The sequence below is a fragment of the Sulfuricystis thermophila genome (assembly GCF_004323595.1).
In the GTDB taxonomy this organism is placed as follows: Bacteria; Pseudomonadota; Gammaproteobacteria; order Burkholderiales; family Rhodocyclaceae; genus Sulfuricystis; species Sulfuricystis thermophila.
Genome location: NZ_AP019373.1, coordinates 647,346 through 663,187, shown reverse-complemented (window position 1 = coordinate 663,187; position 15,842 = coordinate 647,346). Strand labels below are relative to the sequence as shown.

Annotated in this window: 16 protein-coding genes; 10 read left to right on the top strand and 6 right to left on the bottom strand. The window is 65.8% G+C overall.

Annotated elements, in window-relative coordinates:
* Positions 1 to 2 precede the first annotated feature (2 nt).
* The 3 genes from M52SOB_RS03415 to M52SOB_RS03405 are packed head-to-tail and all read right to left on the bottom strand — an operon-like array spanning position 3 to position 3,376.
* On the bottom strand, positions 3 to 947 hold the full coding sequence (locus tag M52SOB_RS03415; protein ID WP_131110580.1) for a TAXI family TRAP transporter solute-binding subunit: 945 nt from the start codon (positions 945 to 947) through the stop codon (positions 3 to 5).
* A gap of 25 nt (positions 948 to 972) precedes the next feature.
* Positions 973 to 2,190, bottom strand: coding sequence for a CaiB/BaiF CoA transferase family protein (locus M52SOB_RS03410; RefSeq protein ID WP_131110579.1), 1,218 nt, complete (start codon positions 2,188 to 2,190; stop codon positions 973 to 975).
* A gap of 10 nt (positions 2,191 to 2,200) precedes the next feature.
* Positions 2,201 to 3,376: an acyl-CoA dehydrogenase gene (locus tag M52SOB_RS03405; protein ID WP_131110578.1), complete on the bottom strand. Its 1,176-nt coding sequence runs from the start codon at positions 3,374 to 3,376 to the stop codon at positions 2,201 to 2,203.
* Positions 3,377 to 3,453: 77 nt separating this feature from the next.
* On the opposite strand from M52SOB_RS03405, the gene M52SOB_RS03400 reads away from it, so the two are divergent.
* The 6 genes from M52SOB_RS03400 to M52SOB_RS03375 all read left to right on the top strand — a co-directional run bounded on the left by M52SOB_RS03400 (position 3,454) and on the right by M52SOB_RS03375 (position 8,272).
* A complete protein-coding gene (locus tag M52SOB_RS03400; protein WP_131110577.1) occupies positions 3,454 to 4,230 on the top strand; it encodes an SDR family oxidoreductase in 777 nt (258 codons plus the stop codon).
* A gap of 121 nt (positions 4,231 to 4,351) precedes the next feature.
* Positions 4,352 to 4,675 carry a flagellar protein FliT gene (locus M52SOB_RS03395; protein ID WP_284155180.1) on the top strand — a complete coding sequence of 108 codons (324 nt, stop codon included), beginning with the start codon at positions 4,352 to 4,354 and terminating at the stop codon, positions 4,673 to 4,675.
* Positions 4,676 to 4,712: 37 nt separating this feature from the next.
* A complete protein-coding gene (fliK, locus tag M52SOB_RS03390; RefSeq protein WP_131110576.1) occupies positions 4,713 to 5,795 on the top strand; it encodes a flagellar hook-length control protein FliK in 1,083 nt (360 codons plus the stop codon).
* The gene (locus M52SOB_RS03385) at positions 5,792 to 6,145 is read left to right on the top strand and encodes an EscU/YscU/HrcU family type III secretion system export apparatus switch protein (RefSeq protein WP_431306333.1); all 354 of its coding nucleotides are present in this window, start codon (positions 5,792 to 5,794) and stop codon (positions 6,143 to 6,145) included. Before fliK ends, M52SOB_RS03385 begins: the two co-directional genes overlap by 4 nt.
* A complete protein-coding gene (locus M52SOB_RS03380) occupies positions 6,142 to 6,930 on the top strand; it encodes a flagellar brake protein (protein ID WP_131110575.1) in 789 nt (262 codons plus the stop codon). Before M52SOB_RS03385 ends, M52SOB_RS03380 begins: the two co-directional genes overlap by 4 nt.
* A 391-nt stretch (positions 6,931 to 7,321) precedes the next feature.
* Positions 7,322 to 8,272 (top strand): IS110 family RNA-guided transposase, encoded by a 951-nt coding sequence (locus M52SOB_RS03375; protein ID WP_431306342.1) that lies wholly within the window; start codon positions 7,322 to 7,324, stop codon positions 8,270 to 8,272.
* A 16-nt stretch (positions 8,273 to 8,288) separates the two neighbouring features.
* Here the strand turns inward: M52SOB_RS03375 and fliE are convergent, their stop codons facing one another.
* From fliE to M52SOB_RS03360, 3 genes are read right to left on the bottom strand one after another with little or no spacing between them, the layout of a single operon-like run.
* On the bottom strand, positions 8,289 to 8,615 hold the full coding sequence (gene fliE, locus M52SOB_RS03370; protein ID WP_284155179.1) for a flagellar hook-basal body complex protein FliE: 327 nt from the start codon (positions 8,613 to 8,615) through the stop codon (positions 8,289 to 8,291).
* Between the two features lie 32 nt (positions 8,616 to 8,647).
* Complete coding sequence (locus tag M52SOB_RS03365; protein ID WP_131110574.1) at positions 8,648 to 10,036, bottom strand: sigma-54-dependent transcriptional regulator; 1,389 nt, start codon at positions 10,034 to 10,036, stop codon at positions 8,648 to 8,650.
* Positions 10,033 to 10,941: a sensor histidine kinase gene (locus tag M52SOB_RS03360; RefSeq protein WP_131110573.1), complete on the bottom strand. Its 909-nt coding sequence runs from the start codon at positions 10,939 to 10,941 to the stop codon at positions 10,033 to 10,035. Before M52SOB_RS03360 ends, M52SOB_RS03365 begins: the two co-directional genes overlap by 4 nt.
* Before the next feature lie 154 nt (positions 10,942 to 11,095).
* On the opposite strand from M52SOB_RS03360, the gene fliF reads away from it, so the two are divergent.
* The 4 genes from fliF to fliI are packed head-to-tail and all read left to right on the top strand — an operon-like array spanning position 11,096 to position 15,810.
* Positions 11,096 to 12,748, top strand: coding sequence for a flagellar basal-body MS-ring/collar protein FliF (gene fliF, locus M52SOB_RS03355; RefSeq protein WP_131110572.1), 1,653 nt, complete (start codon positions 11,096 to 11,098; stop codon positions 12,746 to 12,748).
* Between the two features lie 22 nt (positions 12,749 to 12,770).
* Positions 12,771 to 13,739: a flagellar motor switch protein FliG gene (gene fliG, locus M52SOB_RS03350; RefSeq protein ID WP_431306346.1), complete on the top strand. Its 969-nt coding sequence runs from the start codon at positions 12,771 to 12,773 to the stop codon at positions 13,737 to 13,739.
* Between the two features lie 2 nt (positions 13,740 to 13,741).
* Complete coding sequence (locus tag M52SOB_RS03345) at positions 13,742 to 14,416, top strand: flagellar assembly protein FliH (RefSeq protein ID WP_131110570.1); 675 nt, start codon at positions 13,742 to 13,744, stop codon at positions 14,414 to 14,416.
* Positions 14,413 to 15,810 carry a flagellar protein export ATPase FliI gene (gene fliI, locus M52SOB_RS03340; RefSeq protein ID WP_131110569.1) on the top strand — a complete coding sequence of 466 codons (1,398 nt, stop codon included), beginning with the start codon at positions 14,413 to 14,415 and terminating at the stop codon, positions 15,808 to 15,810. Before M52SOB_RS03345 ends, fliI begins: the two co-directional genes overlap by 4 nt.
* Positions 15,811 to 15,842 lie beyond the last annotated feature (32 nt).

Genomic DNA, 15,842 nt, shown 5'->3' with positions numbered 1-15,842 from the left:
GGTTACTTGATCAAGCCTTTCTCGCGGTAATACTTCTCGGCGCCCGGATGCAGCGGCGCGGGCGGATTCTTCGCGGCGTTTTCGAGTTTGATCGCCTTGGCGGCGCCGTGCGCGGCGACCATCTGATCGAGGTTCTCGAACAGGGCCTTGGTCATCTGGTAGACCGTCTCCGCCGGCACCCCCTCGTGGGTGGCGAGGAAATTCTGGATCGCCACCGTCGGCACATCGCTGGTCTGGTTGTTGTAGGTGTTGGCCGGCACCGTGCCCGCCTGATAGGCCGGGTCATTGATCTTGGCGATGACCTCCGCCGGAATCGGCACGATCGAGATCTTCACCGCCGTGGCGAGATCACGCACCGCAGCCACTCCAAGACCGGCCGAGATCAGCGTCGCGTCGAGCTGGCGGTTCTTGATCAGCTCGACCGACTCGCCGAAGGGTAAGTATTCGACCTTGGCGAAATCCTGATAGCTCATACCGGCGGCCTTGAAGATCGCACGGGCGTTCAACTCCGTGCCGCTCTTCGGCGCGCCGACCGCAACCTTCTTGCCCTTGAGATCCGCCAGCGATTTGATGTTGGCATCGGCGGCGGCGACGATCTGGATGTAGTTCGGGTAGATCGCCGCAAGCGTGCGCAGCTTGTTCAAGGGTGCCTTGAAGCCGGCTTCTGCATCCCCTTTCCAGGCATCGGAAAACGCATCGCCCAACGTGAAGGCGACCTCGCCCTTGCCCGCCTGCAGCAGGTTCAGGTTCTCGGCCGAAGCCTTGGTCACCTGCACCGTCGCCTTGGCATCGGGCATCGCCTTGCCGAGGATCTGGGAATAGGCGACGCCAAGCGGGTAATAGACGCCGCTGGTGCCGCCAGTCAGCACGTTGATGAATTCGGCGGCATGACTGGTGACGGCGGAAAGCAGCAGGGCGGATGCAGCAAGCAGGGAACGCAGTTTCATGGGTTGTCTCCTCTCGTGGTTGTTGTCAAATCACGCCTGCCGCGCGCAGGCGGGTGATGCGTTCGCTATCGTAGCCGAGTTCGGCGAGGATCGCGTCGGTATCGGCCCCAAGGGCGGGCGGCGCACGGCGGTAGTCGACCGGCGTGGTCGACAGTTTCAGCGGATTGGCGACCTGCGGCACCGTGCCGCCCTCCGGCCGTTCGAGATCGAGGCGCAGCCGCCGGTGCACCACCTGCGGATCGGCGAACACCCGCGCCAGATCGTTGATCGGCCCGCAGGGGACCTTGGCCGCCTCGAGTCGCGCGATCCACTCGTCGGTCGTTTTCGTCACCGTCGCCTGACGGATCAGCGGGATCAGCACGTCGCGGTGGTCGACGCGCGCGGCATTGGTGGCGAAACGCGCATCCGTCGCCCATTCGGGATGCCCGGCGATGCTGCAAAAGCGCGCGAACTGCGCGTCATTGCCGATGGCGAGGATCATGTCGCCGTCGGCGGTCGGGAAATCCTGGTAGGGCACGATGTTCGGATGGGCGTTGCCCATGCGTTTCGGCGCCACCCCCGAGACGAGATAGTTCAACGCCTGGTTGGCCAAACACGCGACCTGCACGTCGAGCAGCGCCAGATCGATGTGCTGCCCTTCGCCGATCCGCTCACGGTGGTGGAGCGCGGCGAGGATGCCAACGGTGGCATAAAGCCCGGTGAGGATGTCGGTGAGCGCGACGCCGACCTTCTGCGGCCCGGCGCCCTCCTCGCCGTCGGCGCGGCCGGTGAGGCTCATCAGGCCGCCCATGCCCTGGATCAGGAAGTCGTAGCCGGCGCGCGCGGCATAGGGGCCGTCCTGGCCGAAGCCGGTGATCGAACAATAGATGAGACGCGGATTGATGGCACGAAGGCTCGCATAGTCGAGACCGTAAGGCGCCAAGCCGCCGACCTTGAAGTTTTCGACCACCACATCGGCGTCCTGCGCGAGGCGGCGGACGATGGCCTGCCCCTCGGGCTGCGTGAAGTCAACGGTGAGCGAGCGTTTGTTGCGGTTGGTGCACAGGTAATAGGCGGCGGTATCCGTCGCTGCGCCATTGGCGTCCTTGAGCCAGGGCGGCCCCCAGTGGCGCGTGTCATCCCCCGTGCCGGGACGTTCGACCTTGATCACCTCGGCGCCGAGATCGGCGAGCAACTGCGTCGCCCAGGGGCCGGCCAGCACCCGTGAGAGGTCGAGAACCTTGATGTCGGAGAGCGCGCCCATCGCAGGACTTTCAGAACGCCGCGATACCCGTCTGCGCCCGGCCGAGGATCAGCGCATGGATGTCGTGCGTGCCCTCGTAGGTGTTCACCACTTCAAGATTCACCAGGTGGCGGATCACGCCATATTCGTCCGAGATGCCGTTGCCGCCCAGCATGTCCCGGGCATGGCGGGCGATTTCCAGCGCCTTGCCGCAGGAATTGCGCTTCAACAGCGAAGTCATCTCGGGACTGTCGCGCCCCGCGTCTTTGAGTCGTCCCAGGCGCAGGCAGCCTTGCAGGCCGAGGGCGATCTCCGTCTGCATGTCGGCGAGCTTTTTCTGGATCAGCTGGTTGGCGGCGAGTGGCCGGCCGAACTGCCGGCGCTCCAGCGTGTATTGCCGCGCCGTATGCCAGCAGAATTCGGCGGCACCCAACGCGCCCCAGGCGATGCCATAGCGCGCCGCGTTGAGGCAGGTGAAGGGCCCTTTGAGTCCGCGGATGTCGGGGAAGGCGTTTTCCTCGGGAACGAACACCTCGTCCATGACGATCTCGCCGGTGATCGAGGTGCGCAGGCCCACCTTGCCGTGGATCGCCGGTGCGGACAAGCCCTTCATGCCTTTTTCCAGCACGAAGCCGCGGGTCTGGCCTTCATCGTCCTTGGCCCAGACGACGAAGACATCGGCGATCGGGCTGTTGGTGATCCACATCTTGCTGCCCGTGAGCTTCCAGCCGCCTTGGACCTTGCGCGCGCGCGTTTCCATGCTCGCGGGGTCGGAACCGTGGTTCGGCTCGGTGAGCCCGAAGCAGCCCACCCACTCGCCCGTCGCCAGCCTGGGCAGATATTTCTCTTTCTGCGCGGCGGTGCCGAATGCGAAGATCGGCAGCATCACCAGCGAGGACTGCACGCTCATCATCGAGCGAAAGCCGGAATCGACGCGCTCGATCTCGCGCGCGATGAGCCCGTAGCAGACGTAATTCATCCCCGCGCAACCATAGTCGGCCGGCAGCGTGCAGCCCAAGAGGCCCAACTCACCCATCTCGCGGAAGATCGCCAAGTCGGTGCGCTCGTGGCGGAAGGCCTCCAGCACGCGCGGCGCGAGTTTTTCCTGCGCATAGCGCCGGGCGGTATCCTGCACCATGCGTTCTTCTTCACTGAGCTGCTCGTCGAGCAGCAGCGGATCCTCCCAACTGAAGGTATGCTTGGCCATCTTCGATCCTCCCGGACGTGACGCGGCAAGTTTAGTCCGCCGGCGCCCGGGCAATTGACTTCTGGGAGACAAACTTCATGGAGCTCGGCATTCGCGGCAAACGCGCGCTGGTCTGTGCGGCGAGCAAAGGTTTGGGGCGCGCCTGCGCACTGGCATTGGCGGCGGAAGGCGTCAGCGTCACGATCGTCGCGCGCGGCGAGGCGGCCTTGCAAACGACTCTGACCGAAGTGCAAAAAATCGGCGCTGGCGGGACGGCAGTCTGCGCGGATATCACCACGCCGGCAGGCCGGCAGAAGGCGCTCGAAGCCTGCCCGGAGCCGGACATCCTCGTCACCAATGCCGGCGGGCCGCCACCCGGCGACTTTCGCGACTGGACGCGCGAGGACTGGATCAAGGCGCTCGATGCCAACATGCTCACGCCGATCGAGCTCATCAAGGCGACGGTGGATGGCATGATCGCGCGCCGCTTCGGCCGCATCGTCAACATCACCTCGGCGGCGGTCAAGGCGCCGATCGACGTACTGGGGCTCTCCAACGGCGCACGCGCGGGGCTCACCGGCTTCGTCGCTGGCCTCGCGCGCAAGACGGTGCGCTACAACGTGACGATCAACAACCTGCTGCCTGGACTGTTCGACACCGACCGCATCCGCAACGTCGTCGGTGCGCAAGCCAAAGCCAAGGGCATCGATTATGAACAGGCGCTGGCCGAACGGCTCGCCAGCATCCCCGCCGGCCGCATCGGCGATCCGACCGAATTCGGCGCCGCCTGCGCCTTCCTGTGCAGCGCCCAGGCCGGCTACATCACCGGGCAAAACTGGCTACTCGACGGCGGGGCCTATCCTGGCACGTTTTGACGGCTTCCTGCCACGCGGGTAAGTCAGGCTACAGTTTGGCGGAACGCTGTCGTAAATAAACCGGACGATCCACCCGCTGTTTCCGCCAGCGCCAAAACGATGTGAGGCTACCATGCACGCGATGCCCGCTCCGCTCGAAATCTACGAACAGATGTGCGCGCTGTCCTCCCGCATGGTGGAGGCGGCGCGCGCCAACGACTGGGACCGCCTGATCGCGCTCGAACGCGCGGTGGCCGAGCTGCGCGAAGCATTGCTGCACACGGGCGATGTGGGAACCGAAAGCCCGGAAGAAGCCGAACGCCGGCGTGCGCTGATCCGCCGCATCCTGGAAGACGATGCCGAAGTGCGCCGCCATACCGAACCCTGGATGGAAAAGGTGCGGCGCTTCCTGACCGGCCATGCGCGCCAATCGCCGCTCGACCGCGCCTGCGGGGCCGGCCACTGATCCTTGCCGCGGCCGCCGCGCAGCGGGGTAGCCGAACATGGTGCTCGTCCCCCCCGATGCGGCGATCCGCATGCGCATGCAGACCGAGGCGAACCTGCTCGAACCGGTCCAGCCGACGCGCCCGATTCCCGCCGACCTGCCCGAGCTACGGCCGGGGCAGACCTTCCAGGCGCGCATCCTCGAACCCCTGCCCGACCACACCTACCGCGCGCTGGTCGCCGGCAAGCAGCTCACGCTGCAACTGACGGAAGGCGCCAAAGCCGGCGACCAACTGGAACTGGTGGTCATCGACCGCTCGCCGCGGACGATCATCGCGCAGCGCGTCGATGCCGGCAACGCAGCGGCGCAGGCGACTCCTTACCCCTTTACCCGCCTGAGCCCCACGGCGCGACTGATCGGCGCCTTGCTGCCGGCCGAAGGCGAAACGGTGCCCGCTGCGCCGCTCAACCGTAGCCAGCCGCTGATCGCCGCAGCGTCGCAAGGGCAGCTGCCGGCAACGCAGCTCGCCGAGACGCTCTCCAGAGCCGTGACACACAGCGGCGTGTTCTACGAGGCACATCAGGCCGAATGGGTCAAGGGCAGGCTGCCTCTGGCCGAGCTGCTGCAGGAGCCACAGGGGCGCTTGTCGTCGCCCTCGGCATTCGTTGATGCGGCGATGGGGAAAGTCGGCGCTGGCGGAACGGCACCCACCCCGGCCGAAAGCGCAGCCGCTCCGCGCCAGAGTGTCACCCCGCAGGCCGCCGCGACGGCAGCGTCGATTCCCGACGAGTTGCGGCCCATCGTCCAGCAGCAACTGGAAGCCGCAGCCTTCCAGCGCATCGTCTGGCATGGCGAGGTCTGGCCGCAGCAACCGATGGATTGGACGATCGAATGGGAAGGCGAACGGGAAAGGCACGCCGCAGGCGAGGAAGACTCCAGCTGGCGCACGACGCTGACCCTCACCACGCCACGACTGGGCCGCATCGAAGCACGTCTGCAGCTGAGCCGCCAGGGGGTGCGGCTGACGCTGGCCGCCGCCGCGGCCGACAGCGCTGCGATGCTGCGTGCGGCCATCCCCGAGCTGGCTGCCGCACTCGACCGTGCCGGCGTGCCGCTGTTGCAGGGGGTGGTGGAAACTTGAGCATCCTGCCCCCTGACGACAAGGCAGGGCTCGCCGTGGCGTTGAAATATGCGCCAGGCGATGCGGCGCCGAAAGTCGTGGCCAAGGGGCGCGGCCTGATCGCCGCGGAAATCGTCGCTCGCGCCCGCGAGCATGGCGTGTTCGTCCATGAATCGCCCGAACTGGTCGCCCTGCTCGCGCAGGTCGACATCGACCGACACATCCCACCCGCGCTCTACCTCGCCGTCGCTGAACTCTTGGCCTGGATCTACCGCATCGAACATCAGGGCAACGCAGAAACCGCCTCGCCCTCGAAGGGCTACGCTGAAATAGAATCGCAGTTCGCCAAACCGGATCACGCAGGATCATGACCATTGCCGAGCCATCCCTGACGCCCACCACCATCGCGCTGCCGATCCTCGCGGGCAGCGAATACGACAAATACATGCTGCGCGCACCGCAGGAAGTGCTGACCCTGTTGCGTCAGCTGCAGACGCACGTCACCCAGCTCACCGTCTTCTGCAATGAAGGCCAGGACATGCTGCTCACCGTGCTGCTGAAGGTGGCGTCCGAGCAGCTGATCCTCGACGTCGGCCCGGATGAAAACGTCAATCAGCGCATCGCCGCCGCGGATAAACACTATTGCATCGGCCAACTCGACCGCGTGCGCATCCAATTCCTGCTCGGCCCCTTCACGAGGGGCGTCTTCGAAGGCCGGCCCGCCTTCTTGGCCGCTTTGCCGAAAGAAGTGTTGCGGCTGCAGCGCCGCGAGTTTTTTCGCTTGAATGCGCCGATCGCCCGACCGCTGAAATGCCGCATGCCGCTCCCTTTGCACGACGGCGGGATACGGCTCTTCGAGGCGACCGTACTGGACGTCAGCGTCGGTGGTGTCGGCATCGTCGCACCGCCCGAAGAGATTCCGTTCGAAGCCGGCCAGATCATTCCGGATTGCCGCATCGAGCTGCCCGAAGTCGGCATCATCGACGGCACATTACGCGTCTGCCAGATGGGCGTTTCCTTCGCGCGCGACCAAGCCCGCCGCCGCGCCGGCTGCGAATTCGTCAACCTCCCCGGCCCGCAGCAGACGCTGATCCAGCGTTACATCATCAAGGTCGAACGGGAGAGAAAAGCGCGCGAATCCGGACTGGGATTTTGAGTGAGTCTCAGAGCTTGTGAAAAAATTCGTTGCGAGCGCAGCTAGGTTGGGGGAGGCCGGAGCGCAGCCACCGGAATGTATCTGGACATACATGAGGATGGCGAGCACCGCCCGACCCCAAGATGGCAAGCGCAGCAGAATTTTTCGCAAGCTCTTGTATGTTCAAACCAGACCAGCGCGGTACAGTTGGGTCACTGCTGAGGTGACCAGACAGGGACGTGCAGCCTGGAAAGCTCTGGAGACGGCAAGCATGCTTGCCAGCTCGTGACTGAGTCGATTGCGCACGGACCCCGTGCTGGTCTTTTGGGTGCCCGAACGGTTAGCCGAGCGGCGTTTGGCCTGCTCGCATGTACAAGAAGGGGAGATGAAGACCATGTCTGGATCATCCGTGATGGTGGGGATCGACGTTGCCTGCACGCACGTCGATGTGGCTTGTCTGGGGGCGGCCTTGCCGGCCGAGTTGGCCCGTGTCAGCAACGATGCCGAGGGGCATTCGGCCTTGGCCGAAGCCTTGGTCAAGCTGCAACCCGCGCTGGTGCTCATGGAAGCCACTGGCGGCTACGAGGCGGCGCTGGCGTGCGCGTTGCAGGCGGCGGGTCTGCGGGTGGCAATCATCAACCCGCGCATGGCACGGGACTTCGCCCGTGCGATGCAGCGCCTGGCCAAGACCGACCGCATCGATGCGGCCACCCTGGCCGAGTTCGCCGCCGTGCTGGCTCAGCGCCCCGACTGCGAGCGCTTCGTGCGCCCCTTGAGCGAGCCCGAGCAGCAGGATCTGGCCGCTTTGGTCACCCGCAGGCGCCAGCTCGTGGCGATGCAGTTGTCCGAGCGTCAGCGCCTGCGCCTGGCGCGCCCGGTCGCACGCCCGAGCATCGAGGCCTTGCTGCAGGCCATTGCCCGCCAGCTCGACGACGTCGATGCCCAGATGCTCAGCCATGTCGAGCAGCACCATGCCGCAATGGCCAAGCTGTTGCAAGGCGTGGCCGGCATCGGTCGCATCGCCGCTGCCACACTGATCGCCGAGCTGCCCGAGCTGGGACGGCTCAACCGCCGCCAGATCAGCGCGCTGGTGGGTGTGGCACCATACGCCAACGATTCGGGCTCCAGTCGAGGCCGAAGGCGCATCGTCGGCGGACGCTTCGAGGTGCGGCGCGCCCTGTACATGGCCACGCTCACCGCAACACGAGTCAACCCCGCTATCCGCGCCTTCTACGAGCGCTTGGTGGCTGCGGGCAAACTCAAAAAGGTGGCCTTGATCGCCTGCATGCGCAAGCTGATCACCCACCTCAATGCCATCGCCCGAAACTACCTCAACGCTCAACATCAACCTCTGACTACTTGACTTTGAACACGGTTACTCAGACCGGCATGTTCATCACGTCCTGATAGGCCGTGACGAGCTTGTTCCTCACCTGCACCATCTGCTGGAACGAGAGACTGGCCTTCTGCAGATTGATCATCACGTCCTGTAGATTGACGTTCTCGTTGCCGGCGGCGAATTCCTGCGCGAGCTGTTGAGCCTGCTGTTGCGCGGCATTCACCTGATCGATCGCGGCCTTCAGTGCATCGGCGAACTCGGCGCCGCCCGCGGCTTGAGACGCAGCGGCCGGCTTGCCCTGTGCCACCGCGGTGGCGGCACGCAGCTCGCTGAGCATCTGTTCGAGATTGCGGGTATCGATGGCCATGCGCTTTTTATAGCAAAGCCCGTGCCGGCTTGCTAGTCCCCGTCCTTGAGATAACCCTCTTCGCGGTACTGGGCGAGCTTGTAGCGCAGCGTGCGCTCCGAGATGCCTAGCAAGGCGGTGGCCTTCTTGCGCGAACCACCGACTTTGGCCAAGGTGTCGAGGATGTGCTGGCGTTCGAGGTCTTTCATGCTCGACGTGCTCGCGGCTGCTTGCGGCGCCGGCGATGCGAAAGTCGGCGCTGATGGAACGGCAGCCGCAGTCTCCCCGACCGCGCGGGCGGGGCTGGCCGTGGATGGAGCCATTTCCGGCAAGCGCAGATGCGCCGCTTCGATCAGCTCACCCGGCGCGAGGATCAGCGCGCGCTGGACGACGTTTTCCAGCTCGCGCACATTCCCCGGCCAAGGGTAGGCGGCAAGTTTTGCCGCGGCTTCGGCATCAAGACGCGCCCGCCGGCCGAGTCGCGCCCCATGCACTGCGAGGAAATGCTCCGCGAGCGGCACGATGTCGGCGGGACGTTCGCGCAATGGCGGGATCGTCAGCGGAAACACGTTGAGCCGATAGAACAGGTCCTCGCGGAACCGTCCGGCGGCGACTTCCGCGGCCATGTCGCGGTTCGAGGTGGCGAGCACGCGGATCTCTACCGGAATCGGCTTCTTGCCGCCGACACGCTCGACTTCGCGCTCCTGCAGGACGCGCAGCAGCTTGGCCTGCAGCGCGAGCGGCATTTCGGAAATTTCGTCGAGCAGCAGCGTGCCATGATCGGCCTGCTCGAACTTGCCGGCCTGGGCGGCCTGCGCGCCGGTGAAGGCGCCTTTCTCGTAGCCGAACAGCGTCGCTTCGAGCAGGTTGTCGGGGATCGCCGCGCAGTTGATCGCGACGAACGGGCCTTTCGCCCGCGGCGACTGGTCGTGGATGTAACGCGCGAACACCTCTTTCCCCGTGCCCGATTCGCCGGTCAGCAACACGGTCGCATCGGTACGGGCGACGCGTGCGGCGAGCAGCAACACCTCGCGGGTTTTCGCATCGGCGGCGACCACCCCTTCGGCCTGCGGCGGCAGCGCATAGCGCTCGATCTGCTCGATGAGCGTCTTCGGCTCGAAGGGTTTGAGCATGAAGTCGCAGGCGCCCCCCTTCATCGCCGCGACGGCCTTGTCGACGTCGCCGAAGGCGGTCATCAACAGCACCGGCAAACCGGGCTTGCGGCTACGAATCTCGGCGAGCAGCGCCAAACCATCCATCGGCGCCATGCGCAGATCGGAGACCACCATCTGGAAAGGCTGACGTTCGATCAGCGCGAGTGCCTGAGGGCCGCTCTCTGCGCCGCTGGCCCGGTAGCCGGCGGTTTCCAGCGTGATCAGCAGCGCATCGCGCAGCGCCTCGTCGTCTTCGACGACGAGAACGTTCATCCCCTGTTTCGTCATCCGTTTTGCTCCATCGTCACCGTCGCCTCGTTCGCGCTGCGCGCGACGCTGAGCCGGAAGGTGCTGCCCTGGCCGGGCGCCGAAGCCACTTCGATGCCGCCGCCATGCGCGCGGGCCACGCCGCGGGCGATCGCCAGCCCCAGGCCGGTGCCCTCGGCACGCGTGGTGAAGAATGGCTCGAAGAGACGGGCCACCACCTCGGCCGGCATGCCGCGCCCATTGTCGCTGACACGAAAAACGATCGATGCTTCGTCTTCCTCGACGGCGAGGGCAATACAGCCATCGGTACGCTCGGCCACCGCGTGCAGCGCATTTTCGAGCAGATTCGTGAGCGCCCCGGCGAGCGCCTTGCGGTTACCGGTGAGGGTCAGTCCGGGCGGCGGGGTGACGACCTCGAAGCGCGCACCGCGGCTACGCGCCAGCGGCTCGAAGGTCTGCCCGAGTTCGGCGAGCAGCTCGGCAAGCGCGAAGGCTTCGCGGCCAAGCACTTCGCCGCGCGCAAAGAGCAGCATGTCCTGGATCAGGCGCTCGAGATGCTTGAGCCGCTCCACCGTCTTCCTGGCGATCGTGATGCGGCTCGCCTCGGGCAGATCCGGTGTTTCCAGATTGCCGGCATACAGCAGCGCCGCCGCGAGCGGAGTGCGCAACTGGTGGGCGAGCTGCGCCGCCATCTCACCCATCGCGGCGAGCCGGGCGTTGCGTTCGGCCTGCTCACGCAGGCGCTGCGTCTCGGCATTCGCGGCGGCCAACTCGGTGGTCAGGCGCTCGACCTGCTTTTCCAGCGCGCCATAGGCCGTCGACAGCTCTTCCGACACCTGATTGAACAGGCGGAAGGCTTCGGCCAGTCGTGCGGGATCGACATCCGGCGCGGGTGCCGGGGGCGGCGCGGGTGCGGCGAGGTTCATGTCGAGAATGTTCGCAAATTGTCTGTGGCGGCGAAACGAGGAATAGGGCGGAACAATACCCGAAATGGCGGCAATTATTGCCGCTCATCGCGGGAACCCGTCTTGCTTCGGCGCGTCACAATCCCTTCCGTACCTCCAGGAGAACCTACACAACATGGCAGAACCGGCAACCGCCTCGCCCACCTTGCCTCTCGGGCTGGCTGCACTCTCCCGACTCGATGCCCGCCAGAAGTTGATGGCGATGGCGATGGTCGCCCTCGCCATCGCCGTGTTGGTCGGCGCCTGGCTGTGGACCAAGGAACCGCCCTATGGGGTGCTGTTTTCCAATCTCTCCGACCAGGATGGCGGCCAGATCGTCGCCGCCTTGCAGCAACAGAACATCCCCTACAAAGTTTCCGAGCGCGGTGGCGCGATCCTGGTGCCCGTCGGTCAGGTCCATGAAGCGCGCCTGAAGCTCGCCTCGCAGGGACTGCCGAAAGGCGGGCTGGTCGGTTTCGAGTTGATGGAGAACCAGAAGCTCGGCATCAGCCAGTTCGCCGAACAGATCAATTACCAGCGCGGTCTCGAAGGCGAACTGGCGCGGTCGATCCAGGCGCTGGGCGCCGTGCGCGCCGCCCGCGTGCATCTGGCGATCCCGAAGCAGACCGCATTCCTGCGCGACGACCTGAAGCCCTCGGCTTCCGTGTTGGTCAGCCTGCAGCCGGGGCGCACGCTCGAACCGGCGCAGATCGCCGGCATCGTCCATCTGGTGTCCTCTTCGGTGCCGCAGCTTTCCCCCGCCAACGTCAGCGTGATCGACCAGGATGGCAAGCTGATTTCGCAGCGCCTCGACGGCTTCAAGAACGACAATTTGAACCCCAGCCAGCTCGGCTATGTCAAGGAAGTCGAGGCGCAATACGTCAAGCGCATCGAAACCATCCTCGAACCCTTGCTCGGCAAGGGCAATTTCCGCACCCAGGTGGCGGCCGAGATCGATTTCAGCCAGATCGAGCAGGTCGAAGAGAGCTACCAGCCGAATCCTGCACCGAAGACCGCCATCCGCAGTCAGCAGACCGCCGAGAGCGGCGCGGGCAGCCCGCCGGCGCTCGGCGTGCCCGGGGCGCTGACCAATCAACCGCCGGTACCGGCCACCGCGCCGATCACCACGCCGCCGGTGCCGGGCGCCACGGCAGTGGGCGGAGCCACGAGCGGCAATTACACACGCAACGCGACGATCAACTATGAGCTCGACAAGACCGTGCGCCATACGCGTGCCACCCCCGGCGCCGTCAAGCGCGTCTCGGTGGCCGTGGCGGTCAACCATAAGCGCCCGCTGGGCAACGATGGCAAGCCGGGCAAGGCGGTGCCGCCCACTGCCGAGGAATTGAAGCGCATCAATGACCTGGTGCGTGAATCGATCGGCTTCGACGAGAAGCGCGGCGACACGATCAACGTCGCCGCGGCGAGCTTCGTGCAGAGCGAGGCGGAAGCGCTGCCGGAAACGCCGCTGTGGAAGGACCCGGCCGCGATCGCCTTCGCGAAGGAAGCCGGACAATATCTGGTCTTCGCGATCGTCGCCTGGCTGGTCTGGCGCAAGCTCTTGAAGCCGGTGCTCGACATGTTCGCCGCCGCTGCGCAGCGCGCCGAGGCGGAACGGCGTGCCGCGGCGGAAGCGGCCGGCGTGGAGGGAACCGGCACGGCAGAGGCCCCTGCCGGTCCGCATGTGCGAAGTTTCGACGAGAAGTTGAATGCTGCACGCGAGACCGCCCGCCAGGAACCCAAGCTGATCGCCGAACTGATCAAGGAGTGGATGGGTGCCGGGGCCTGAGGAAGGACTGGAAAAGAGTGCGATGCTGCTGCTCTCGCTCGGCCCGGATGCCGCCGCCGAAGTGCTCAAGCATCTGGGACCGCGCGAGGTGCAGAAGCTCGGCCACGCGATGGCCGGCATCAAGGCCGTGCCGCGCGAAAAAGCCGAGCAGCTGATCGAGGAGGTCGCAGCCCATGCGGCGAAGGGCGCGGCACTGTCGGCCGACGAGGAAATGATCCGCAGCATGCTCACCAAGGCCCTGGGGGACGACAAGGCCGCCAACCTGATCGGCCGCATCCTGCAAGGTGGCGACACCGCCGGCATCGAGAGCCTGAAGTGGATGGATGCGCCGACGGTCGCGGACCTGATCAAGAACGAGCATCCGCAGATCATCGCCACGATCCTCGTCCATCTGGAATACGACCACGCCGGCGAGATCCTCAAGCTGTTTTCAGAACGGCTGAGGAACGACGTGCTGCTGAGGATCGCGACGCTCGACGGCGTGCAGCCGGTCGCGCTCAAGGAACTCAACGAAGCGATGACCCGCCTGATGGCTGGCGCTTCGAACAACGTCAAGAAAGCGGCGATGGGCGGTATTCGCCACGCCGCCGAGATCCTGAACTACGTCGGCCAGGCCGCCGAGACGGCGATCATCGACAATGTGCGCGAATACGATCCCGATCTGGCGCAGAAGATCCTCGACGAGATGTTCACCTTCGAGAATCTGCTCGACATCGACGACCGCGGCATCCAGCTCTTGCTGCGCGAGGTGCAGTCCGACTCGCTGATCCTCGCGCTCAAGGGCGCCTCGCCCGAACTGCGCGAGAAGATCTTCAAGAACATGTCGCAGCGCGCTGCCGAGATGCTCAAGGAAGACCTCGAATCGAAAGGCCCGGTGCGGCTCTCCGAAGTCGAGGCCGAACAGAAGGAAATCATCAAGATCGCGCGCCGCCTCGCCGACGAAGGCCAGATCCAGCTCGGCGGCAAGGGTGGTGAAGACGTGATGATCTGATCATGCGCTCATCTGCGAATCTCACTGCCTGGGAACGCTGGGAGCTGGCGAGCTTCGAGGAAGAAGTCGCGCTCGCGCCGCCACCGGCCGAATCCCAGGAAACGCAAGAGAAAGCCCCCTTGCCGCTCGATCGGGAGGAAATCGAGCGCATCTGCGCCGAAGCGCGCGAAGACGGTTATCAGGCAGGCTTCCATGCCGGTTATCAGGACGGTATGCGCAGCGGCTACGAGGCGGGCCAGGCAGCGGTACGCGCCGAAGCCGAACGCATCCGCCAGGCCGCCGACACGCTCGATCAGGCGCTGAAGGAATTCGACCAGCAGGTCGCTGACGAATTGGTCGCACTGGCCATCGAGATCGCCCGGCAGGTGGTGCGCCACGAGGTGGCGACCCGGCCGGAGTCGATCGTCGGGGTCGTCAGCGAGGCGCTGGCGCAGTTGCCGCACCAGCACGCCGCGATCCACATGAATCCGCAGGATGCCGCGCTGGTGCGCGCGAACATCGGCGAGACACTTTCCCACGCCGGACACCGCATTCTCGAAGAGCCCCATCTCAAACCGGGCGAGTGCCTGCTGGAAGCGGGCGGCAGCCAGATCGACGCTTCGCTCGCCACGCGCTGGCGGCGGGTGATCGAGGCGCTCGGCAACGATGTGCCCTGGCAGATCAAGGACCGGTCATGACGCCCCACAGCGAGGCCTGGCGCGATCTGCTCGCCAACTGCCGCAGGCAGCTGGCCGAAGTGACGCCTTTTCAGACCAGCGGGCGACTGACACGCATCAGCGGACTGGTGATGGAGGCTTCCGGCCTCAAGCTGCCGTTGGGCTCGAGCTGCCGCATCCAGGTCCCGAACGACGGCACGGTCGAGGCCGAAGTGGTCGGTTTCGCCGGCGAACGCCTCTACATGATGCCGACCGAGGATGTCTATGGCCTCGCCCCCGGCTCGCAGGTCACGCCGCTGGAAACGCCGGTGCCGCCACCGCGGATCGGCCAGCCGGCCCAGCCTTTCCGCCGCGCCTTCGATCGCGCGAAGCATCTGCCGGTCGGCGAACAACTGCTCGGCCGGGTGGTCGATGGCAACGGCCGCCCGCTCGACAGCCTCGGTCCGCTCGACGGCAAACCGCTGCGCTCGCTGATCAGCCGCCCGTTCAACCCGCTGCAACGCGCGCCGATCGAGCATGTGCTCGATGTCGGCATCCGCAGCATCAATGCGCTGCTCACCGTCGGCCGCGGCCAGCGGCTCGGCCTGTTCGCCGGCTCTGGCGTAGGCAAGAGCGTGCTGCTGGGTATGATGGCCCGCTACACGGCCGCCGAGATCATCGTCGTTGGACTGATCGGCGAGCGCGGCCGCGAAGTCAAGGAATTCATCGAGCACAACCTCGGCGCCGAGGGTCGCCAGCGTGCCGTCGTCGTCGCTGCGCCCGCGGACGTCAGCCCCCTGATGCGTCTGCAAGGCGCCTCCTATGCGACCGCGATCGCCGAGTATTTCCGTGATCAGGGCCGCCATGTGCTGTTGATCATGGATTCGCTCACCCGCTATGCGATGGCCCAGCGCGAGATTTCCCTTGCCGTCGGCGAACCGCCCGTGACGCGCGGCTATCCGCCCTCGGTGTTCGCGCGCCTGCCGCAGCTGGTCGAACGCGCCGGCAACGGGCCGGTGGGCGGCGGTTCGATCACCGCGTTCTACACGGTGCTGACGGAAGGCGACGATCCCCAGGATCCGATCGCCGATGCGGCACGGGCGATCCTCGACGGCCACATCGTCCTCTCCCGCTCGCTGGCGGATGCCGGCCACTATCCGGCGATCGACATCGAGCAGTCGATCTCGCGCGCGATGACCAGCCTGATCACGCCGGGCCATCTCGAACGCGTGCGCCGCTTCAAACAGCTCTACTCACGCTATCAGCGCGCGCGCGACCTGCTCGCGGTCGGCGCCTATGTGCCGGGATCGGACCCGCTGCTCGACCGTGCCATCGCAGTGCATGACACGATGGAGGCTTTCCTGCAGCAAGGCATCGAAGAGCGCGCCGACGCGGAACAGAGTCTGGCGGCACTCAACGCGCTGCTGCCGGATTGAGTCAGGCAAGCCTCAAGCCTCTATACTGGATA

What these genes read in the sequence shown, in the direction of transcription:
- fliE (WP_284155179.1), bottom strand. Translation starts at nt 8,615, where the DNA reads ATGGCCATCGATACCCGCAATCTCGAACAGATGCTCAGCGAGCTGCGT.
- fliK (WP_131110576.1), top strand. Translation starts at nt 4,713, where the DNA reads ATGGTGCTCGTCCCCCCCGATGCGGCGATCCGCATGCGCATGCAGACC.
- M52SOB_RS03400 (WP_131110577.1), top strand. Translation starts at nt 3,454, where the DNA reads ATGGAGCTCGGCATTCGCGGCAAACGCGCGCTGGTCTGTGCGGCGAGC.
- M52SOB_RS03410 (WP_131110579.1), bottom strand. Translation starts at nt 2,190, where the DNA reads ATGGGCGCGCTCTCCGACATCAAGGTTCTCGACCTCTCACGGGTGCTG.
- M52SOB_RS03375 (WP_431306342.1), top strand. Translation starts at nt 7,322, where the DNA reads ATGGTGGGGATCGACGTTGCCTGCACGCACGTCGATGTGGCTTGTCTG.
- fliG (WP_431306346.1), top strand. Translation starts at nt 12,771, where the DNA reads ATGCTGCTGCTCTCGCTCGGCCCGGATGCCGCCGCCGAAGTGCTCAAG.
- M52SOB_RS03345 (WP_131110570.1), top strand. Translation starts at nt 13,742, where the DNA reads ATGCGCTCATCTGCGAATCTCACTGCCTGGGAACGCTGGGAGCTGGCG.
- M52SOB_RS03380 (WP_131110575.1), top strand. Translation starts at nt 6,142, where the DNA reads ATGACCATTGCCGAGCCATCCCTGACGCCCACCACCATCGCGCTGCCG.
- M52SOB_RS03405 (WP_131110578.1), bottom strand. Translation starts at nt 3,376, where the DNA reads ATGGCCAAGCATACCTTCAGTTGGGAGGATCCGCTGCTGCTCGACGAG.
- fliI (WP_131110569.1), top strand. Translation starts at nt 14,413, where the DNA reads ATGACGCCCCACAGCGAGGCCTGGCGCGATCTGCTCGCCAACTGCCGC.
- M52SOB_RS03360 (WP_131110573.1), bottom strand. Translation starts at nt 10,941, where the DNA reads ATGAACCTCGCCGCACCCGCGCCGCCCCCGGCACCCGCGCCGGATGTC.
- fliF (WP_131110572.1), top strand. Translation starts at nt 11,096, where the DNA reads ATGGCAGAACCGGCAACCGCCTCGCCCACCTTGCCTCTCGGGCTGGCT.
- M52SOB_RS03415 (WP_131110580.1), bottom strand. Translation starts at nt 947, where the DNA reads ATGAAACTGCGTTCCCTGCTTGCTGCATCCGCCCTGCTGCTTTCCGCC.
- M52SOB_RS03395 (WP_284155180.1), top strand. Translation starts at nt 4,352, where the DNA reads ATGCCCGCTCCGCTCGAAATCTACGAACAGATGTGCGCGCTGTCCTCC.
- M52SOB_RS03365 (WP_131110574.1), bottom strand. Translation starts at nt 10,036, where the DNA reads ATGACGAAACAGGGGATGAACGTTCTCGTCGTCGAAGACGACGAGGCG.